This is a genomic window from Brevibacillus massiliensis (assembly GCF_000311785.1).
Taxonomy (GTDB): domain Bacteria; phylum Bacillota; class Bacilli; order Brevibacillales; family Brevibacillaceae; genus Brevibacillus_C; species Brevibacillus_C massiliensis.
On sequence record NZ_CAGW01000127.1, the window covers coordinates 1 to 1674 of the forward strand.

The window sequence follows — 1674 nt, forward strand, 5'->3', positions numbered from 1 at the left end:
CTACGACTGACCAATTATCTAACAAGGATTTCCAATCTCTCTGTCGAAGTAGTAAGTAGCCACTTTGACGGAGGTTTTCTCATGCCCTTACCAAAGAATCGTGTCATTCCCGAAAAGAAAATTTACTTTCGTCCGGAAATTCAGGCCTGCCCTCACTGCGGCGCGAAACTTAAGCGGCATCATACCGCTTGGAAAAAGAATATCATCACACTCTCCGGCGTTATCCAAGCATGGAGCATGGCCTACGCTTGCAGTAATGCGGATTGCCCGTACCCCAAGACATACTACAAATCTGCGGAAGCCGAACTCCTCAGTATGAAGCACACATCTTACGGCTTTGACGTCTTGGCGCTCGTCGGTCAGCTTCGGTTTAAACAACACATGACCATCGGCGAAATTACGGAAGAGTTGAATCAACGCGGTGTAGTTACGTCAGAGCGCAATTCTCAGAGACTGTACGAACGTTATCTTACCTTGCTTCGCGCAAGCGTGACGAATCACGTAAAACAAGCACTAAAGCATGTTGTTGCAGACCACGGCGGCATCATGATTTCCATGGATGGGGTGCAGCCCGAGAAAGGAAATGAGACGCTCTACGTCATACGAGAAGTTTTCAGCGGTACCATCCTATCTGCCCAAAATCTAAAGAGCGGTTCCGCGGAAGAACTTAAAAAGCTCATCCTTCCCGTTATCGAGTTGGGCTTTCCCATCATTGGGATCGTCACGGACGGCCAGCAATCCATTCGGATGGCCATGGAATCGCTGTTGCCGGACGTACCGTACCAATACTGTCAGTACCACTACCTAAAGGATATTGCGAAGCCTGTTGTCGATTTAGACCGCAAACTCAAGACAGGGATTAAGAAAAGCCTTCGCGGGATACGCGAAATAGAAAAGCGAATCGAGAATGACACATCTGCTGAAGCTGAGGTCGCTAAGGATTACGTAGCGGCCATTCGTTCCGTGCTTCTCGAGGACGGCAATCCACCGCTCGATCTGCCGGGGATACGGGTTTATGAAAATGCAAAAGCCATTCAGGCTTCCCTCGAACGATGCCTGGATAAAAAAGGGGCCCTCTCTACTCCAAAACCTAATCAGAATTTTCGGTAAATTGAATGGGTTTGAAGAGCAGTATGCTGCGGTGAAACGATGGGCGCTCCCGATTCATCACGTTGCCGAGATCTTGAATCCAGACGTAGACAAGCGCAGTGAGACGGTTCGATTTCATATGCAGCAATTATTGAATTGGGTTGAGCATACATACACCAGTGAAGAAGACAAGCCAATGGTAGCGAATCTAACGAGCTACACACGAGGGTTCTGGAAGGGCTTGTTTACGTGCTACGACCACCCGCATGTCCCCCGAACGAACAACGACCACGAGCGCTTCTTTCGTCGAACGAAAACCCGGCATCGGCGGATGACCGGGTTAAGAAGTTGGAACGAATATATTCTTCGAAGTGGCGAGATGGTCGTGTTTGTCGATGATGCATCCGCCAGAATGATGTCTTGAGCAGACTTCAAGCTGTCGACTACCTTGCGTATCGAGATGAACGTCTTCGCTGGTCTTCTCGGTTGAGTGAAGCCACCAAACGCAGACGCTTTAGAACTAACCCAGAACTGTACCTACAAAGGGCAGAATATACATTTTGTATGTTAATTGGTCAGTCGTAG

The 1674-nt window shown here is 48.8% G+C and carries 2 protein-coding genes; both read left to right on the forward strand.

Annotated elements, in window-relative coordinates:
• The coding region (locus HGBM_RS26095) for a hypothetical protein (protein WP_315969987.1) at positions 1-1110 on the forward strand (1110 nt) is incomplete at its 5' end.
• On the forward strand, positions 1022-1513 hold the full coding sequence (locus tag HGBM_RS32340; protein WP_425358550.1) for an IS66 family transposase: 492 nt from the start codon (positions 1022-1024) through the stop codon (positions 1511-1513). The genes HGBM_RS26095 and HGBM_RS32340, both read left to right, overlap by 89 nt.
• Positions 1514-1674 lie beyond the last annotated feature (161 nt).